This window comes from Enterobacter cloacae complex sp. ECL72, from assembly GCF_019056635.1.
Lineage (GTDB): Bacteria > Pseudomonadota > Gammaproteobacteria > Enterobacterales > Enterobacteriaceae > Enterobacter > Enterobacter hormaechei_C.
On sequence record NZ_CP077659.1, the window covers coordinates 3624531 to 3642863 of the forward strand.

An 18333-nucleotide genomic window follows, 5' to 3' on the forward strand; every position below is an offset into this window, starting at 1 on the left:
GATTGACTGATTAAGAGGCAAGGAAAAATGGACTGGTATTTAAAAGTACTGCGCAACTACGTTGGATTTGGTGGCCGTGCCCGCCGTAAAGAGTACTGGATGTTCGTTCTGGTGAACTTCGTCCTGATTATGGTGCTGGGCATTGTGGACAAGATCCTCGGCTGGGAACGCGAGGGGGGTGAAGGCATTCTCACCACCATTTATGGTGTGTTAGTTCTGCTGCCTTCATGGGCCGTACTGTTTCGTCGTCTTCACGACACCGATCGTTCGGCGTGGTGGCTGCTGTTGCTGTTGATCCCGCTTATCGGCTGGATCGTGATTTTGATTTTCAACTGTCAGAGCGGAACGCCGGGCGAAAACCGCTTTGGTCCGGATCCTAAGGCAAGCGCGTAAATTCTGCCCGGTGGCGCATACGCTTACCGGGCCTACGCTTATTTGTTGTGGTGGGCAAAGAGCTTGGGAATTTCACGCAAACACCACGATTTGGCTTCGCCCATGCTGTCGCGACGCCACGCCATAATGATATCCACTTCGCTGGTGTATTCCGGGCTGACGACGCGCAGCCGCCCTTCTGCAATGTCCTTTTCGACAAACGGATACGGCATAGTCGCCACGCCCAGCCCCGCCAGGAGTGCCTGTCGCTTATCTTCCAGCGACGTTACCGTCAGTCGCGGCTGTTTATCCAGCAACTGTACCGTTAACACCGGGCGCTCTCGGGCGGTATCCGCGACCGCCACACCGCGGTATTTCACGCGCGTGACCTCAGAGAGCGGCTCCGGCTCCTGATGGATAGGGTGATCCGGGGCTGCGACGTAGACGTTCATCACGCTGTACAGTTTGCGCGAATTGATTTCTGACGATGAGCGGAAATGCATGTCCGGCGCAATCACGATATCCGCCCTGCCCGTCTCAAGACGCTCCCACGCCCCGGCCAGCACCTCAGTGATGATCGACAGCTGGGTATTGGCTTTCGCGGCCAGTCTGTCCACCAGCGGGAACAGCGCCTCGGTGGGCACCAGCGCTTCGGTCACCAGCGTCAGATGGGTTTCCCAGCCGCGGGCCAGCGCTTCGGCATCCGTCGTCAGCTTATCCGCCGCTTCCAGCAATACGCGGCCGCGCTCCAGCAGCATCCGCCCAACGTTGGTGAATTTTGTTCGATGACCGGAACGGTCAAAGAGCACAACATCCAGCTCCTCTTCCAGCTTTTGCATGGTATAGCTCAGGGCAGACGGAACGCGCCCCAGTTCATCTGCCGCCGCGGCAAAACTGCCGCGCCTGTCAATCGCGTCCATGACGCGAAGCGCCTCAAGCGTCAATGCTCTCTCTTTAGCCATCTCGTTCTCATTCAGGAAATTTGAACATACCAGGCAGAATATCTGGCTAACAATGCAGCGTCCATACCTTTACCATTGATTTAGTGTAAAGAGAGGTCAAGTTTATGATTACGACAAGAACAGCGAAACAGTGCGGACAAGCCGATTTCGGTTGGTTGCAGGCCCGCTACACCTTTTCCTTTGGACACTACTTTGACCCTAAACTCCTCGGTTACGCTTCACTGCGCGTATTGAATCAGGAAGTGCTCGCCCCGGGCGCGTCCTTCCAGCCGCGCACGTACCCTAAAGTCGATATCCTGAACCTGATCCTGGAAGGCGAGGCAGAATACCGCGATAGCGAGGGCAATCATGTCCAGGCGAAGGCTGGCGAGGCGCTGTTAATTTCCACGCAGCCAGGTATTAGCTACAGCGAGCATAACCTCAGCAAAGATAAAACGCTGACCCGCATGCAGCTGTGGCTGGATGCCTGTCCGGAGCGGGAAAATCCGCTGGTGCAAAAAATCGATCTGAAGGGCGGTAAACAGCAGCTGATTGCCTCGCCAGACGGCAGCAAAGGCAGCTTGCAGTTGCGCCAGCAGGTGTGGTTGCACCATATCGAACTGAAAAAAGGTGAACAGGCGAGCTTCCAGCTTCATGGCCCGCGTGCCTATTTGCAGTCCATTCACGGAACGGTGCATGCGGTCACGCATACGGAAGAGAAAGAAGCGCTCACCTGCGGTGACGGGGCGTTTATTCGTGACGAAGCGAATATCACCCTGGTTGCCGATACGCCGCTGCGCGCGCTGCTGATTGATTTGCCGGTTTAAGATCAACACGCCCCCTCGCTCGATCGGTTCCCTCTCCCTATGGGAGAGGGTTAGGGTGAGGGGTAACGGGTTGGATTAAATCACAACACCTTACTCGCCATAATCTCAATGATCTGCCGGTCCGTCGCCTGCATTGAGCGGCACGCCAGGGCGCACAGGTTAGAGATAGACTGTTCCACGTCGTGCGCCACAATCCCCTCGTTACCCGTCACCGCAGTATCATCCAGCGCCATCATCACGGCTTTCCAGGCGCTGGTGACGCTGGTCGAGACCTTCATTGCGCAGCTGTTAGAGGCCCCATCGCAGATCATCCCGCTCACGTCGCCGATCATACTGCCGATCGCCATGGCAATGGTCTGGTAAGATCCGCCCATCAGCCACGCCATACCCGCCGCTGCCCCCATTCCGGCCGTTGTCGCCGCGCACAACGCGGACAAGCGCGGAAGCTGGTAGTGGATATAGATAGCCGACAGATGCGAGAGCATCAGCGCCCGCGCCAGCCGTTCGTCATCGGCCTGAACGTGCTCAGCCACCACCACTACCGGCATGGTGGCGGTGATGCCCTGATTCCCGGAACCCGAGTTGCTCATCGCCGGCAGCGTCGCGCCTCCCATGCGGGCATCCGAGGCTGCGCTGGTGCGGATAATAATGTCTGAACCCAGATCCTGCGCCATCCAGCCGCGTGCGCGCTGTTTATTGAGCGTCGCGCCAATATGCAGCCCCCAGTTGCCACGCAAACCTTCGCGGGAGAGCGCATCGTTCAGCCGCCCCGCATCGAGGATAAAGCGGATCGCGTCAAACGGCACCTGCTCTACAAACTCAAGGATCTGCGACAGCGTGGTGGTCGAGAGTACCGCCAGCGGATCGTCGTTGTTCTGGCTCTGACGATCGTCAAGCCTGAAGCGCGTTTCGCCCTGACAAACTACCTCCACCACGCGAGTGTGCCCGCCAGCGATGGTCACCATCGCCGAGGATTCACCGACGTAAACGCAGGCGCGTGAGTAGAGGATCTCCTCGCACGGCTCCTGCAATTTCACCTGCACCAGACCTGCGTTCAGCAGTGCTTTGGCGCGCGTTAGCGCCTCGGCCGACGCGTCTTTCAACACCTCCAGCCCGGCGTGTGCATTACCGCCTGTCGCCCCCAGCGCGGCCGCGATGGGTAAACCGACCATACCGGTGCCGGGCACCGTTACGCCAAGCCCGTTTTTCATCAGGTTCGGCGATACCCACGCCTCGATACGCGTCACCTCACCGTCAAGCTGTCCGGCAGCCATCGCGCACGCCAGCGCCAGCGAGACGGGTTCGGTACAGCCCAGCGCAGGCTTTACCTCTTCCTGCACAGCGCGAATAAAATGGTTCCATAAAGGATTAATTTGCTCAGACATCGTTACGACCTTATTTAACCTCATGAGAAGGCGAGGAAAGGAGAAACACAAAGCAGCAGCCCGGTAATCACAATAATCACCAGCGATACGCCTTTATATTTATGAAGTGCGGGCACTTTGTAGACCAGCCACGCCGGAATTAAGCAGCCCACCATCCCGAAAATAGGGCTACAGATGGAGGTGAAGCTCAGCACCGGCGCGTTTAACACAATCGCGCTCCAGGCCAGCAGGATAGCGAACAGCATAATCCCGCGCTGGACGGTGCTTTCATTGATTTTCTCCGCCGGCATTTTGCGGCGCAGGATGTTCATCACGATGCCCTGCGTCGCCTCACGAAAGCCGAGATAGACGCCAAAGAACGCGGTCATCACGGCAAAAATGTTGAGGATCACGCTGACGATTTTGACCCAGCCCGCACCGTCACCGCTGATGAACTGTGCTGCGATTGCCAGGGCGGAAATATTCTGCTCGTAGGCTTTTACCGCCTCGTCGTGCCCCATCGCCAGCGTAAAGGAGACCGCGTAGAAAAAGACCGTCACAAACAGCACGCCAAAAGCGATATTCATTGCCCGCAGCGCCTTATGACGCGCCACCTCTACGGATTTTTCCCGTGAACGATAGGAAATCACCATCGGGCTTAATGTCTGAATAAACAGAATGGAGGTTAAGGTGAAAGGCAGCGTAATAATGGCATTTTTAATCAGCAGGCCCATCGGCGGCAGCATACCGACGTTGGCTAAATGCCAGAGGCCAATCATCGAAAGCCCCAGCGCCGCCACCACAAATAATTTGGTCAGCACCATCAGGCTGGAGACTTTAAACAGCAGTTTTTCACCGCGCGACGAAATGGCGACCAGAATGCAGATCAGGAATAAGCCGTAGAACGGATTTTCCGACAGCAAACCGTCGGTTACGCCGAAGGTGTGTAGGTAGGATGCGCTGTCGTTGGTGATAGCCGTGGAATAGACAAACATCCAGATCACCAGCATCACAAAATAAAGCGCACCCAATAAGATGCCCCAGTTTTTACCTAAATAACCGCTAATGACGCTCGGGTAATCTTTGCATTCCGGTGATTCCGCCAGCGTATTAATAAACAGGCGCTGGAACAGGTACATAGCCGGATAACCAATTATCGACGAGAGTAAAAACACCCACAGCCCCATTAACCCGACCTGCACCGGAAGAAAAACGATACCCGCGCCGATAGCCATCCCGATACTCATGATGACCCAGCCCGTATCGGTGCTGTCGAATTTGATCGCCTCTCGCCATTCGCTTTCGCTCATTCCCGCCCGCCTTGCCGCAGGGGAATCACTCACAATCACACTGCTGTTTGTTGCCATATTCATTGGGCACTCGCTTATTTTGTAGGGTAACTGGTTGTTTTTATAAGGTTCCGATCGCCAGCGATTGCGAGTCAGAGGGTGCAGGTGTGAGTTATTGATATGGGAAGATCATATCCGGAGCGCGGGAGAAAAAAGTCACAACTTTTATAGGGATTTTCTAAAGCGAGAGAATAATATTACTTCGGGATAGCAGAAAGGAGAGTAAGTTTTCTAAAATTGACGACGTTCACAAAATTAAAAGCCTCCCCATTTGAGGAGGCTGAAGATGAAGCCTGTATTACATCGCCTGCGTAAACGTCCTCGAAATCACGTCCTGCTGCTGCTCGCGCGTCAGGGCGTTAAACCGCACCGCATAACCTGAAACGCGGATCGTCAGGTTCGGATAGTTCTCCGGATGGGCGACGGCATCCAGCAGCATCTCCCGGTTCATCACGTTGACGTTCAGGTGTTGCCCGCCCTCAATGGTCGCTTCGTGGTGGAAGTATCCGTCCAGCAGCCCGACAAGGTTGGTTTTGCGCACCGGCTCGTCCTTGCCCAGTGCCTGCGGCACGATGGAGAAGGTGTAGGAGATCCCGTCTTTGGCGTAGGTGAACGGCAGCTTGGCGACCGAGGTTAACGACGCCACCGCCCCTTTTCTGTCGCGCCCGTGCATCGGGTTGGCGCCAGGCGCAAACGGCGTGCCGCCGCGACGTCCGTCCGGCGTGTTGCCGGTCTTCTGCCCGTAAACCACGTTGGAGGTGATGGTCAGGATCGACTGCGTCGGTACCGCGTTGCGGTACGTCGGCAGCGCCTGGATTTTCTTCATAAAGCGCTCAACCAGATCGCAGGCGATACTGTCCACGCGATCGTCGTTGTTGCCGTACTGCGGATAGTCGCCTTCGATGACGAAATCCACCGCCAGACCGGTGTGGTCGCGCACCGGTTTTACCGTGGCGTATTTGATGGCCGACAGGGAATCCGCCGCCACCGACAGCCCGGCAATGCCGCAGGCCATGGTGCGGTAGACGTCCCGGTCGTGCAGCGCCATCAGCGAGGCTTCGTAGCTGTATTTATCATGCATATAGTGAATGAGATTCAGCGCGCTGATGTACTGCACCGCCAGCCAGTCCATGAAGTGATCGAGGCTCGCCATTACGGTGTCGTAATCCAGTACCTCCTCCAGCAGCGGCTCGGTTTTCGGCCCCACCTGGATCTTCAGCTTCTCATCCACCCCGCCGTTGATTGCATACAGCAGCGTTTTCGCCAGGTTGGCGCGTGCGCCGAAGAACTGCATCTGCTTGCCGATCACCATCGGGCTGACGCAGCAGGCAATGGCGTAGTCGTCGCTGTTGAAGTCGGCGCGCATCAGATCGTCGTTCTCGTATTGCAGCGAGGAGGTGACGATCGACACCTGCGCGGCGTATTTCTTGAACGCGATCGGCAGTTGTTCGGACCAGAGGATCGTCAGGTTTGGCTCCGGCGCAGGCCCCATGGTGTGCAGGGTATGCAGGTAGCGGAAGCTGTTTTTGGTCACCAGCGTGCGGCCATCCAGCCCCATGCCGCCAATCACTTCCGTGGCCCAGATCGGATCGCCGGAGAAGAGCGTGTCGAACTCCGGCGTGCGCAGGAAGCGTACCATGCGGATCTTCATGATGAAGTGGTCGATCAGCTCCTGGGCCTGCACCTCATTCAGCCGTCCTGCCTGCATGTCGCGTTCAATGTAGATATCAAGGAACGAGGCCGTGCGCCCCAGCGACATCGCCCCGCCATTCTGGGATTTCACTGCGGCAAGGTAGGCAAAGTAGACCCACTGCACCGCTTCCTGCGCATTCATCGCCGGACGTGAAATATCAAAGCCATAGTTCGCCGCCATCTGCTGGATCTGGAGCAACGCACGTTTATGCTCCGCCAGCTCCTCGCGCAGGCGGATCGTGGCCTCCAGATCTTCTCCGCGCTCCAGTTTCCCCTGGAGATCGGCGAACTGAAGTTCACGCTCGCGCACCAGATAGCTGATGCCGTACAGCGCCACGCGACGGTAGTCGCCGATGATGCGTCCGCGCCCGTAGCCGTCCGGCAGACCGGTCAGCACCCCCGATTTGCGGCAGCGCATCATCTCCGGGGAGTAAACGTCAAACACGCCCTGGTTGTGGGTTTTGCGCAGGTCTGTGAAGAGATATTCAAACTGCGGATCCATCTCGCGACCGTAGGCTTCGAACGAGCTGCGGATCATGTTGATCCCGCCGTACGGATGCAGGGCGCGCTTGAGCGGCTTGTCGGTTTGCAGGCCAACGATCGTCTCCAGCTCCTGATCAATATAGCCCGGCCCGTGCGCGGTAATAGTAGTGGCGATGTTGGTGTCAAAATCCACCGGAGCGTGAGTAGCATTCTCCTGACTAATGCCGACCATCACCTTCTGCCACAGCGCCGTCGTTGCTGGCGTCGCCTGCGCGAGGAAAGCTTCATCGCCTTCATAAGGGGTGTAGTTATGCTGAATAAAATCGCGCACGTTAATGCCGTTTTTCCATTCTTCACCGCGAAAGCCGGCCCATGCGTCGCTGTAAGGCGCGACGCCCGTATCGATTGTTACTTTCATCAGATTCTCGCTTTATCAGGCGTAAGCCGCAGCCGGAGTAACCTTCCCAAGACGGAGGGCGTCCAGTGCGATCATTTTTTCTTCATTGGTAGGGATCACCGCGCAGGCCGCGCGGGACGACTCGGTGGAGATCACGCGCTCGCCCGCGCTGCCCGGCAGGGCATTTTTGGACTCGTCGAGGATGATGCCAAACACCTTAAGATGCTCCACCACCAGCGCGCGGATAAGCACGGAGTTCTCACCGATCCCGCCGGTAAACACCACGCCATCCAGACGGTGCAGGGACGCGGCATGACCGGCGATATGTCGCGCAATCCGGTGGACAAAGGTCTTTATTGCCAGCCGCGCCCGCTCGTTGCCGTCATGCCAGGCTTTCTCCAGCGCGCGCAAATCGGAGGAGATGCCAGAGATCCCCAGCAGCCCGGACTCTTTGTTGACCACGCGCTCCAGATCCTCGAACGACTGGCCGGTCTGCCGGGCAATCCACGCCATCGCGCCAAAATCCACGTCGCCGCAGCGCGTGCCCATCACCAGTCCTTCAAGCGGCGTCATCCCCATGGACGTGTCCACGCTTACGCCGTTACGCACCGCGCAGATGGACGCCCCGTTGCCGAGATGGGCAATCACCAGGCCGCTGTCATCGGGAGAGAGCCCGAGAAGCGCGTGCGCCTGCGCCGACACGTAGCGGTGAGAGGTGCCGTGGAAACCGTAGCGGCGCACGCCCAGCTCTTCAAAATAGCGGTACGGCAAGCCGTACAGATACGCCTGCGGCGCCATGGTCTGGTGGAAGCTGGTATCAAATACCGCCACCTGCTGCACGCCGGGGAACAGGCGCCCGGCGGCTTCCACGCCGCTCAGGTTGGCGTAGTTATGCAGCGGCGCCAGCGGGGAGACCTGGCGGATCTGCGCCATCACCTCTTCCGTGATCAGGGTCGACTCGCTGAAGAGGTCGCCGCCGTGGGCAATGCGATGGCCAATCAAGGCCACGCTGCCCATCAGGTTGCGTTTCTCCAGCTCCAGGGCGATGGCGGCCAGCGCCCCTTCGTAGTCCTGGTGAGCCAGTCTGACCGGCTCACCCCCATTCACGGAAATAAAGGCTTTTTCTGTGTTGATGCCGTCCGCAATGCCCGTCATCAGGGCATCGCAGCCTGCGGCGTCCAGCACCGAGAACTTAACAGAGGACGATCCGCAGTTAATGACCAGTACTACCGGAAACTCAATCATGGTATGGCTCCGCTCTTCCTGAGCTTTGGTTTAAAACAGTTTGTACACGATGTTCAGAATGGTCAGCATGCCGACCACGGTTACGAAGATGTTCTCGGTCCGGCCTTTGTATTTCGCCAGCGCAGGCGCCTTGCGGATGGCGTACATCGGCAGCAGGCACAGCAGAGAGGCGATAATTGGCGCACCCATGGCTTCAATAAGGTCCAGGATGTTCGGGTTGGCGTAGGCCACAATCCAGGTGGAGCCCATGATGAAGACCATGCTGATGGTGTTCAGCTTGCCCACGGAGACTTTCTTCTTGTCGCCCTTGTAACCGAACTTGAGGATCAGACCGTTCAGCCCCTCCAGCGTGCCCAGATAGTGGCCGAAGAAGGATTTAAAGATAGCGACCAGCGCGATGATGGAGGCGCCGTATTCCAGCACCGTGGCGAACGTGGATTTACTGCCTGACATCGACGCGAAGTGGTTCGCCAGGTAAGAGAGCACCGGAATGTTCTGCGCTTTGGCGTCCGCCATGTTCTGCGGAGAGAGCGTAAACAGGCAGCTAAAGGCGAAGAACATCACCACCGCCACCATCAGCAGGCTGGCGCGACCAATGATTTTGGAACATTTCTGCTCGGTAAACTCTTTCCCGAACTCTGGTTCGTACTCTTCGCGTTTGGAGACCACAAACGAGGAGACGATAGGCGAGAAGTTGAAGGAGAAGACCATGATGGAGATCCCCAGCCACACCGTGACCAGAATGCCGTCATGACCGGTGAAGGCGATATCGCTCAGGTTAACCTGGTCGATCACCGCCGAGTTCCAGTACGGGATCAGCGAGAGAGAAATCAACACCAGGCTGGCGATGAACGGGAACACAAGGTAGCTCATCACTTTCACCATCAGGTCTTTACCGAACCAGATAACAAAAGCCATCAGCAGCAGCAGGAATAGCGCCACCACGCCGCGGTTCAGGGCGGGCATCTGGAGCTGGTTTTCCCAGAAGGTCATAAAGGTGTTGGTAATGGTGACGCCGTAAATCCACAGTAGCGGGCAAATGGCAAAGAAGTAGAGGAAGGTGATCACCACCCCGCCGGTCTTACCAAAATGCTCCTCCACCGTTTCGGTGATGTTGCCGGAGACGTTACTGCCGGACAAACACAGACGCGCCAGCGCGCGGTGGCAGTAAAACGCAATCGGGAACGCGAGTACCAGCATCAGCAGGATAGGGATCAGGCCGCCAAAGCCTGCACGGATAGGGAAGAACAGCACGCCTGCGCCAATGGCTGTACCAAACAGGCCGAGCGTCCAGGTAGTATCCGATTTACGCCAGGTGGACGTTTTAGTCTGGCCAACGATAATGCTTTCTGTGTTGCTCATAAGTCATCCTTTATGCGTCAACGAAGCCGGTAATTTGGGAAACACGGGAGAGATCAATATTGCCGCCGGAAATAATGCAGACGGTTTTTCGGCCCTGAATATAGTGGTCCAGCTTGCCGCTTAATAACGCCGCGCACGCCAGCGCACCGGCACCTTCCGTGACCACCTTATTTCGCTGAATAAGCGCGATCATGCTGTTGCGAATCTCGTCTTCGCTGACCAGCACAATGTCATCGACTAATTCACGAACAATTTCGAAGGTTAAATTACCTGGGCGAGACACGTCGCAGCCGTCAGCTAATGTGCCGGTAACACGATGACTGGTTATTTCTCCGGCCTGATACGATGCGGCCATTCCGTGCACATTTTCAGACTGCACGCCGATAATATTGATAGTTGGGTTGATGGATTTAATTGCTGTCGCAATACCGGCAATTAAACCGCCGCCGCCGATGGGGACAATCACGTTATCCACGTCATATAAATCTTCGAGGATTTCCAGGCCGATGGTGCCCTGGCCGGCAATGACTTTCGGATCGTCGTAAGGCGGGATAAAAATGCGCCCTTCCATCTCGACGATTTCGCTCACTTTGGCGATGGTGTCGTTAAAGTTTTCGCCGTGCAGCACCACTTCGGCGGAGTAGTCGCGCGTGGCGGCAACCTTGGATTTCGGCGCGCCCATCGGCATGACCACTTTGCCGTCGATGCCGAGCATGGCGCAGGAGAGAGAGACCCCCTGCGCGTGGTTCCCTGCGGAACAGGCCACCACGCCCTTGCGTTTTTCCGCATCAGTCAGCGAGCTTAATTTATTAAATGCCCCACGTATTTTAAACGAACCGGTACGCTGCATATTTTCAAATTTCAGGAATATCTCACCCTTACACCGTTCGCTCAGATAATTCGAGCGCGGCATACCGGTTTTATAGATCTTTCCCGCCAGTCTTTTTCTGGCGTCCTGAATATCTTCAATGGTCACCGGGAGATCGTAAGTAATGTGCATAATATCCTCGTTATAATAATTCATTGTTTTCAGGCAAAGTCAGGGTATCAGAGCGTTAAAAAGCGTCGCTCCGGGTGTTTTAAATCATCATTATTTCTATCGTCGTTTTTCGATATTCATCGACGAATATTGTTTTGCCAGTTCAACTAATACTGACGCCGATTTTTTAATACTGTAATTTTTTGACCACACGGCGGCATAACGCGCCACGGGTAATTCATCTTCCACCGGCAGAACAATAAACTGGTCCGAGCCGAATGGCGCAATCATGTCACGGGGGATCACCGTCAGGTAATCGGCATTGAGGACAAGGTTATAGATGGTGACGACGGAATCGGTCTGGACGATGTTTTCAATGCTTATGTGGTTGTCTTGCAGGGTGGTTAGGAGTTCGTTGTAGTAGCCCATATCGGTTTGCGGCATCACCCACTGCTCGTGCGTGAGCGATGCCAGTCTGGTCGGGCCGGTGCACGTTCGTGATTTACTCGCCACCAGCACAAACTCGGATTCAAACAGTGGCTCAACGTGAAGATCCTGAAGCTGCATCCCGTCGCTCAGCGTGCCGATGGCGAAATCCAGCCGGCCATCGCGAATGGCGGGCAGGAATGAAGAGAGCTGCGCTTCATACATTGAGACGCGCGCTTTCGGGAACACTTCCTTGAATTTTTTGATCATCCCGGACAGGAAGGTGAAGCCAATCAGCGACGGATAGCCAAAAGAGACGTCCATGACGGTACTGAAACTGAGGCTGTTAATCTCGCTCACCATGTTTTTCATTTCGCGGGTGATCGACTCAGCGTAGGACAGCAGCACCTGACCGGCGGCAGTGAGTTTTACGCCGGTGTTCTTACGCACCATCACTTCCACCCCAAAGTAGGATTCGATGTCGCTGATGATTTTGCTGACGGCAGGTTGCGTCAGCCCCAGTTGTCTTGCAGCAGAACCTATGGAGCCACTTTTGATGACTTCCTGAAATACCACGAGGTGCTGTGTTTTCGGTAGAATAATAGTATTCATAATATTCTGCGCTTATTTCCCTATGACGCAGCGGATTCTACCCAATATTGTTTCAGGGGGTATGTGCTGTTACTCACAATTTGCCAGGACGCTCTGTTTTCAATCGCACCAGAAATCTATTTATGTCTTTATAAATCAAATTCTTATCACAATAAAAATACGCATTTACGCTGATATTGATCAATAAAAAACGCGGTAATAAATTTATTTTATGGCAATAACCAGCGTGAATTTTTTTGCTTTAAAAATATTAATAAAGGCTATCTTTCAGGCAATTAAAGGTTAATAAAACACCATTATTTCTTTAAAACATTTTTGTGGTTTATCAACTTTACCAGGAATATTTATTCACTTTCCGGTTAAAGAGTGGGATATATCACACATTCACCAGAAGAATGTTTTTAGATTCAATATTAAATTATCAAATGAATAACATTCGGCATCACTGACTAAACATTTACAACATCTTCTCAACACTAAAATTTTCTAATTTTACAGCGTTAAATTTTGTGATTACGATCATGCGCAGCAGATGAGAGGAACACACAGTCAGGCAAATAGTGAAATGTGCTTAGCGTCGCAAAATTGAGAATTGATGTCGTTTGGCGCTTCGCTTACCCGGCCTGCAACCTTCAGAAAGCAAAAACCCCGCCGAAGCGGGGTTTCGTAAGAAGTTGAAGCTGACCGATAAGCCGGGTTCTGTCGTGGACAGTCATTCATCTAGGCCAGCAATCGCTCACTGGCTCAAGCAGCCTACCCGGGTTCAGTACGGGCCGTACCATGTGAACCCCTATTTGGCCTTGCTCCGGGTGGAGTTTACCGTGCCACGGACTGTTACCAGCCGCGCGGTGCGCTCTTACCGCACCCTTTCACCCTTACCTGATCCCGCTTGCGCGGGCCATCGGCGGTTTGCTCTCTGTTGCACTGGTCGTGGGTTTCCCCCCCAGGCGTTACCTGGCACCCTGCCCTGTGGAGCCCGGACTTTCCTCCCCTCCGCCCGTCTCCCCCGAAAGGGACGACGACGAAGCGGCGACTGTCTGGTCAGCTTCGGCGCGCAGTATAGAGGGTTTGCGCGCCGCTGTCACCCCTGGCTACGCATGCCTACCTGCAATGTGGCCGCGATATTCCGCGAGGCGCGGTAAATGTTGTCATACGCTCCCTGGAACGCCTCTTCCAGTGAACCGATGCGGGTCAGTACGCTGAACACCGCGTCGATGCCGTACTGATGCACCACACCCACATCCTGCGTCAGACTTCCGGCAATCCCGATCACCGGCTTATGGTATTTTTTGGCGACGCTCGCCACACCGACGGGCACTTTGCCATTAATGCTCTGGCTGTCGATGCGCCCTTCCCCGGTCAGCACCCACGTGCAGTCGTGAATATGTTCTTCAAGATTGAGCGCCTGAGTGACAATCTCGATGCCGCTTTTCAGCTCAGCGCCCAGGAAGGCCATCAGCGCTGCGCCCATGCCGCCCGCGGCGCCAGCCCCCGGAACCCGGTTGACGTCAATGCGCAGCGATTTTTTGATCACCCCGGCGTAGTGGCTAAGATTGGCGTCGAGTTCGAGGATCATCTCCTCCGTGGCGCCTTTTTGCGGGCCAAAGATACGCGACGCGCCGCTTTCACCGACCAGCGGATTCGTCACGTCACAGGCGACGCGGATTGCGCATCCCTGAAGACGCGGATCGAGATCGGAAATATCAATCCGGTTAAGCGCCATCAGGCTGCCGCCGCCGTAGCCGATCTCCGTCCCGTTCGCATCCGTAAACTTCGCGCCCAGCGCCTGCATCATACCCGCGCCCCCATCGTTGGTTGCGCTCCCGCCGATACCGATAATGATGTTGCGCGCGCCTTTATCCAGCGCGCTGAGGATCAGCTCCCCCGTCCCGCGCGACGTCGTGACCAGCGGGTTACGCTGCGCGGGAGGAACAAGCACCAGGCCGCTGGCGGCGGCCATCTCGATAAACGCGGTGGTACCGTCGCCCGAGATCCCCCAACTGGCCTTCACCTTTTCCCCTAACGGGCCGGTGACGACAGCCTGCTGCCAGGTGCCCTGCGTCGCAGCGATCATCGCTTCAACCGTACCTTCTCCGCCGTCAGCAACGGGAACAGACACGTAATGAGCATCGGGGAAAATTTCCCGAAATCCTTTTTCTATCGCCTGCGCCACCTCGGTGGCAGACAGGCTTTCTTTATAAGAGTCTGGCGCGATTACGATTTTCATAGTTGTATGCCTGAGCCGTAGGCCCGGTAAGCGTAACGCCACCGGGCGGGACGTCATTAGCGAGCAATTTCAACCTTCGCCAGTTTTTCGTAATAGCACGCTAACGCGCTGTGATCGGCGGTGCCCAGACCGTCCGCACGCAGCGCCTGCATCATCTCCATGACGGCGGCAGTCAGCGGCAACTGCGCGCCCACGCCGTGGGAGGTATCCAGCGCATTCGCCAGATCCTTAATGTGCAGATCGATGCGGAAGCCCGGCCTGAAGTTACGATCCATCACCATCGGCGCCTTGGCATCCAGCACGGTGCTGCCCGCCAGACCACCGCGAATGGCCTGATAGACCAGATCCGGATTAACGCCCGCTTTGGTGGCCAGCGTCAGCGCTTCGGACATGGCCGCGATGTTTAACGCCACAATCACCTGGTTTGCCAGCTTGGTGACGTTGCCTGCGCCAATTTCACCGGTGTGCACCACGGAGCCAGCCATGGCTTTCATCAGGTCGTAGTATTTGTCAAACACGGCTTTATCGCCCCCCACCATCACCGACAAGGTGCCGTCGATGGCTTTCGGTTCGCCGCCGCTGACCGGCGCATCCAGCATTTCCACGCCTTTCGCTTTCAGCGCCTCGCTGATTTCGCGGCTTGCCAGCGGTGCGATAGAACTCATGTCGATCACCACCAGACCCGGCTTCGCGCCGTCGATAATGCCGTTCTCACCCAGCGCCACCTCTTTCACGTGCGGGGAGTTTGGCAGCATGGTGATAATTACGTCGCACTGCTCAGCAATCGCTTTTGCGGTTGTCGCCGTTTCTGCGCCAGCCGCAATCACCTCTGCCACCGCGTCTGAATTCCGATCTAAAACCACCAGTGAGTAACCTGCTTTGATGAGGTTTTTGCTCATTGGTTTGCCCATGATACCCAGGCCAATAAAACCCACTTTCAGCGTCATAATCTGTTTCCTCAATGATGGTTATTTTTTAAAAGCGTCCGCTAATTTCTGCGTGGCGGCGCGGAATACGCCGAGATCGCTGCCCACGGCGACAAACGTTGCGCCCCACTCCAGGTAGCGGCGGGCATCGGCTTCCACTGGCGCCAGAATGCCGCACGGTTTACCGTGCGCTTTGGCACGGGCAAAAATGTGCTGAATTGCGCGCTGCACGTCCGGATGGCTGGCGTTGCCCAGATGACCAAAGGCGGCCGCCAGATCGCTCGGGCCGACGAAAATGCCGTCTACCCCCTCCGTCGCGGCAATAGCGTCGACGTTATCGACCCCCTGCTGGCTCTCGATCTGAACCAGAATGGTGATGTTCTTGTTGGACTGGGCGAAATAGTCCGGCACGGTGCCAAACATGTTGGCGCGGTGCGAGACGGACACGCCGCGGATCCCTTCCGGTGGATAGCGGGTCGCCGCCACGGCCAGCACCGCTTCTTCTTCCGTTTCAACAAACGGGATCAGGAAGTTGTAGAAGCCGATATCCAGCAGACGCTTGATGATCACCGGCTCGTTGGTGGGCACACGCACCACCGGCGCGCTGTGGCTGCCTTTCAGCGCCATCAGCTGCGGAATAAACGTGTTGATATCGTTTGGCGCATGTTCGCCGTCCAGCACCAGCCAGTCGAACCCGGCCAGGCCCAGCACTTCGGTGCTGATGGGGTTGGCCAGCGCAGACCAGCAGCCAATCTGAATCTGGTGCGCCGCGAGGGCCGCTTTAAATTTATTCGGGAAGATGTCGTTACTCATTACTTATACCTTTTTTAATTCCGCAGTTTTAGCCAGTAGCTTTTCTTATTTATTCCGACTCAGCGTCAGCGTTATATTTATTTTCCTGACTGAATTTTGGCGTTATAAAATCGTCATTCAGTATAATCGTCACCACCCGGCAGCACATTGTCTCAATGCTCAATTATCCAACGGGAGTAGCACGCTATTTTGAGCATATGCCCAACACAGTGGGCGCTGATGCACAGAATCAACGATTAGTGGTTCGGGAGCGATCGCGATCACATTCTCACCTTTCCTCTCCTGGCATTCTTTATTTCCTCAATAAGAAACAATTAACCATCTGGCTATATTTAGTATCAGGTATTTTGCTGGAGAAGAGTGAACAATGGCCGATATTGAAATTCGACAGGCGTCGCCGACGGCGTTCTATATAAAAGTGCACGATACCGATAACGTGGCGATTATTGTCAACGACAATGGCTTAAAAGCTGGCACCCGCTTTCCGGATGGCCTGGAGCTGATTGAGCACATTCCGCAGGGGCATAAAGTCGCACTGGTCGATATACCGGCGCAGGGCGAAATCGTGCGCTACGGCGAAGTCATCGGCTATGCGGTGCGCGCTATCCCGCAGGGTAGCTGGATTGAGGAGTCGCTGGTTGAGCTGCCCACCGCCCCGCCGCTGGAGTCGTTGCCGCTGGCTACCCGCGTCCCTGAGCCGTTGCCTCCGCTGGAGGGTTATACCTTCGAGGGTTACCGCAACGCGGATGGCAGCGTGGGAACCAAAAACCTGCTTGGCATCACCACCAGCGTGCATTGCGTGGCGGGCGTAGTGGATTATGTGGTGAAAATTATTGAGCGCGATCTGTTGCCGAAATACCCCAACGTTGACGGCGTGGTGGGTCTTAACCACCTGTACGGCTGCGGCGTGGCGATCAACGCGCCCGCAGCGGTCGTGCCGATCCGCACGATTCACAATATCGCCCTTAACCCAAACTTTGGCGGTGAGGTCATGGTGATTGGTCTCGGCTGTGAAAAATTGCAGCCAGAACGCCTGTTGCAGGGTACTGAGGATGTGAAAGCCATTCCGGTTGACGATGCCAGTGTTGTGCGACTTCAGGATGAACACCATGTCGGCTTCAGATCGATGGTCGACGACATTTTACAGGTGGCAGAGCACCATCTGGAGAAGCTGAACAAACGCCAGCGTGAAACCTGCCCGGCCTCTGAACTGGTCGTTGGGACACAGTGTGGCGGCAGCGATGCGTTTTCCGGCGTCACCGCCAACCCGGCAGTCGGTTATGCCTCCGATCTGTTCGTGCGCTGCGGCGCCACGGTGATGTTCTCCGAAGTCACCGAAGTACGTGATGCTATCCACCTGCTCACGCCGCGCGCCGTCAACGAAGAGGTGGGCAAACGCCTGCTGGAGGAGATGGCCTGGTACGATAACTATCTCGACATGGGCAAAACCGACCGCAGCGCCAACCCGTCTCCGGGTAACAAGAAAGGCGGCCTGGCCAACGTGGTGGAAAAGGCCCTCGGGTCGATTGCCAAATCCGGCCAGAGCGCGATTGTGGAAGTGCTCTCCCCTGGCCAGCGACCAACCAAACGCGGTCTGATCTACGCGGCAACGCCTGCCAGTGATTTCGTGTGCGGTACCCAGCAGGTGGCGTCCGGCATTACGGTACAGGTCTTTACCACCGGGCGCGGCACGCCGTACGGCCTGATGGCGGTACCGGTGATCAAAATGGCGACCCGCACCGAGCTGGCAAACCGCTGGTATGACTTAATGGATATCAACGCGGGCACCATCGCCACCGGGGAAAAGAGTATTGAAGAAGTGGGCTGGAAGCTGTTCCACTTCATTCTGGATGTGGCAAGCGGGCGGAAGAAAACCTTCTCCGATCAATGGGGATTGCATAACTCGCTGGCGGTGTTTAACCCGGCGCCGGTGACCTGATGGCCCCTCACCCTGCCCTCTCCCCACCGGGGAGAGGGTAAAAAACCGCACCGGGCAGTCCTCTCCCCCCTATGGGGCTGAGGGTTCCCCACAAAATAATGCCTGCACAGACGACCCCCTCTCCCTTGAGGGAGAGGGCTGGGGTGAGGGGGAACATACGGCTCTGGTGGTCATTCCGTTCACTTTATGTTCCTTGCTACTCTGTCACGACATGACCGGTGAACGTGCCAGGGTGGCTCAGTCGCCACCACCCTGGCGACCCGGGCTTCCGGCGGTAAATCGCCGCTTCGCGGTGCCTTCGGCTTATTCCTTCCGGCTTATCGGGGACGGGCGGAGGTAACATCCCTGTAAAGCCCGCCCTCTCGGCGCATCCCTGCGC

General features: G+C 56.2%; 14 protein-coding genes and 1 other RNA gene. 3 read left to right on the forward strand and 12 right to left on the reverse strand.

What is annotated here, in order from left to right; genetic code table 11:
* Positions 1-27 precede the first annotated feature (27 nt).
* On the forward strand, positions 28-393 hold the full coding sequence (locus KTH07_RS17505; protein ID WP_015571946.1) for a DUF805 domain-containing protein: 366 nt from the start codon (positions 28-30) through the stop codon (positions 391-393).
* Between the two features lie 38 nt (positions 394-431).
* Here KTH07_RS17505 and yhaJ read toward each other — a convergent pair whose 3' ends face one another.
* The gene (gene yhaJ, locus KTH07_RS17510; protein ID WP_003862655.1) at positions 432-1334 is read right to left on the reverse strand and encodes a DNA-binding transcriptional regulator YhaJ; all 903 of its coding nucleotides are present in this window, start codon (positions 1332-1334) and stop codon (positions 432-434) included.
* Positions 1335-1438: 104 nt separating this feature from the next.
* Between yhaJ and KTH07_RS17515 the strand changes: the two genes are divergently transcribed.
* Positions 1439-2140 (forward strand): pirin family protein, encoded by a 702-nt coding sequence (locus KTH07_RS17515; protein ID WP_017382430.1) that lies wholly within the window; start codon positions 1439-1441, stop codon positions 2138-2140.
* An 80-nt stretch (positions 2141-2220) separates the two neighbouring features.
* On the opposite strand, the gene KTH07_RS17520 is transcribed toward KTH07_RS17515, so the two are convergent.
* The 11 genes from KTH07_RS17520 to garL all read right to left on the reverse strand — a co-directional run bounded on the left by KTH07_RS17520 (position 2221) and on the right by garL (position 16015).
* Complete coding sequence (locus tag KTH07_RS17520; RefSeq protein ID WP_015571948.1) at positions 2221-3525, reverse strand: serine dehydratase subunit alpha family protein; 1305 nt, start codon at positions 3523-3525, stop codon at positions 2221-2223.
* Positions 3526-3545: 20 nt separating this feature from the next.
* A complete protein-coding gene (locus KTH07_RS17525; RefSeq protein ID WP_017693942.1) occupies positions 3546-4877 on the reverse strand; it encodes an amino acid permease in 1332 nt (443 codons plus the stop codon).
* Positions 4878-5151: 274 nt separating this feature from the next.
* The gene (gene pflB / locus KTH07_RS17530) at positions 5152-7446 is read right to left on the reverse strand and encodes a formate C-acetyltransferase (protein ID WP_023304476.1); all 2295 of its coding nucleotides are present in this window, start codon (positions 7444-7446) and stop codon (positions 5152-5154) included.
* Between the two features lie 15 nt (positions 7447-7461).
* Entirely contained in the window at positions 7462-8670 is a 1209-nt protein-coding gene (tdcD, locus tag KTH07_RS17535) for a propionate kinase (RefSeq protein ID WP_032618950.1), read from the reverse strand.
* A gap of 30 nt (positions 8671-8700) precedes the next feature.
* Positions 8701-10032: a threonine/serine transporter TdcC gene (gene tdcC, locus KTH07_RS17540; RefSeq protein WP_015571952.1), complete on the reverse strand. Its 1332-nt coding sequence runs from the start codon at positions 10030-10032 to the stop codon at positions 8701-8703.
* 10 nt (positions 10033-10042) lie between these two features.
* On the reverse strand, positions 10043-11032 hold the full coding sequence (tdcB, locus tag KTH07_RS17545) for a bifunctional threonine ammonia-lyase/L-serine ammonia-lyase TdcB (RefSeq protein ID WP_023304478.1): 990 nt from the start codon (positions 11030-11032) through the stop codon (positions 10043-10045).
* A 96-nt stretch (positions 11033-11128) separates the two neighbouring features.
* Positions 11129-12049 carry a transcriptional regulator TdcA gene (gene tdcA, locus KTH07_RS17550; protein WP_006812085.1) on the reverse strand — a complete coding sequence of 307 codons (921 nt, stop codon included), beginning with the start codon at positions 12047-12049 and terminating at the stop codon, positions 11129-11131.
* A gap of 672 nt (positions 12050-12721) precedes the next feature.
* Positions 12722-13098, reverse strand: an RNA gene (gene rnpB, locus KTH07_RS17555) — RNase P RNA component class A.
* A 32-nt stretch (positions 13099-13130) separates the two neighbouring features.
* Positions 13131-14276 carry a glycerate 2-kinase gene (garK, locus tag KTH07_RS17560; RefSeq protein ID WP_015571955.1) on the reverse strand — a complete coding sequence of 382 codons (1146 nt, stop codon included), beginning with the start codon at positions 14274-14276 and terminating at the stop codon, positions 13131-13133.
* Between the two features lie 56 nt (positions 14277-14332).
* Entirely contained in the window at positions 14333-15223 is an 891-nt protein-coding gene (garR, locus tag KTH07_RS17565) for a 2-hydroxy-3-oxopropionate reductase (RefSeq protein ID WP_017382435.1), read from the reverse strand.
* A gap of 21 nt (positions 15224-15244) precedes the next feature.
* Entirely contained in the window at positions 15245-16015 is a 771-nt protein-coding gene (gene garL / locus KTH07_RS17570) for a 2-dehydro-3-deoxyglucarate aldolase (RefSeq protein ID WP_003862676.1), read from the reverse strand.
* Positions 16016-16382: 367 nt separating this feature from the next.
* Here garL and garD point away from each other — a divergent pair, with 367 nt between their 5' ends.
* Positions 16383-17954 carry a galactarate dehydratase gene (garD, locus tag KTH07_RS17575; protein ID WP_217310805.1) on the forward strand — a complete coding sequence of 524 codons (1572 nt, stop codon included), beginning with the start codon at positions 16383-16385 and terminating at the stop codon, positions 17952-17954.
* Positions 17955-18333 lie beyond the last annotated feature (379 nt).